Raw genomic sequence first — 586 nt, forward strand, 5'->3', positions numbered from 1 at the left:
TGCGTATCTGATTTACACCTCGGGCACCACCGGGGTGCCCAAAGGCGTTGCCGTGACCCACCACAATGTCACCCAGCTGATCGCGTCGCTGGACGGGAATTTGGCGGGGCCGGGGCGGGTGTGGTCGCAGTGGCATTCGTATTCCTTTGACATTTCGGGCTGGGAGATCTTCGGTGCCCTGCTGCATGGCGGGCGGTTGGTGGTGGTGCCCGAAGCGGTGGCCGCTTCCCCCGAGGCGTTGCATGCGTTGCTGATCGAGCAGCAGGTCACTGTGTTGAGCCAGACACCCTCGGCGGTGGCGGCGCTCTCGCCGCCGGGGTTGGAATCGGTGACATTGCTGGTCGGTGGGGAGGCGTGTCCGGCTGAGGTGGTGGAGCGGTGGGCGCCGGGACGGGTGATGCTCAATGAATACGGCCCGACCGAGACCACGATGTGGGTGGCGATCAGTGCCCCGCTCGCCCCGGGGGTGGGTGCCGTGCCGGTGGGGTCGCCGGTGGCGGGTGCGGCGTTGTTTGTGCTGGATCAGTGGTTGCGGCCGGTTCCGGCGGGGGTGGTCGGGGAACTGTACTGTCTCTTATACACATCT

At 66.4% G+C, this 586-nt stretch carries 1 protein-coding gene; it reads left to right on the forward strand.

Annotated elements, in window-relative coordinates:
- Window positions 1-586 (forward strand): AMP-binding protein (locus A5781_RS15605; protein WP_156624691.1); only part of this gene is annotated, 586 nt, incomplete at both ends.

This window comes from Mycobacterium sp. 852002-30065_SCH5024008 (assembly GCF_001665645.1).
Taxonomy (GTDB): Bacteria; Actinomycetota; Actinomycetes; order Mycobacteriales; family Mycobacteriaceae; genus Mycobacterium; species Mycobacterium paraffinicum.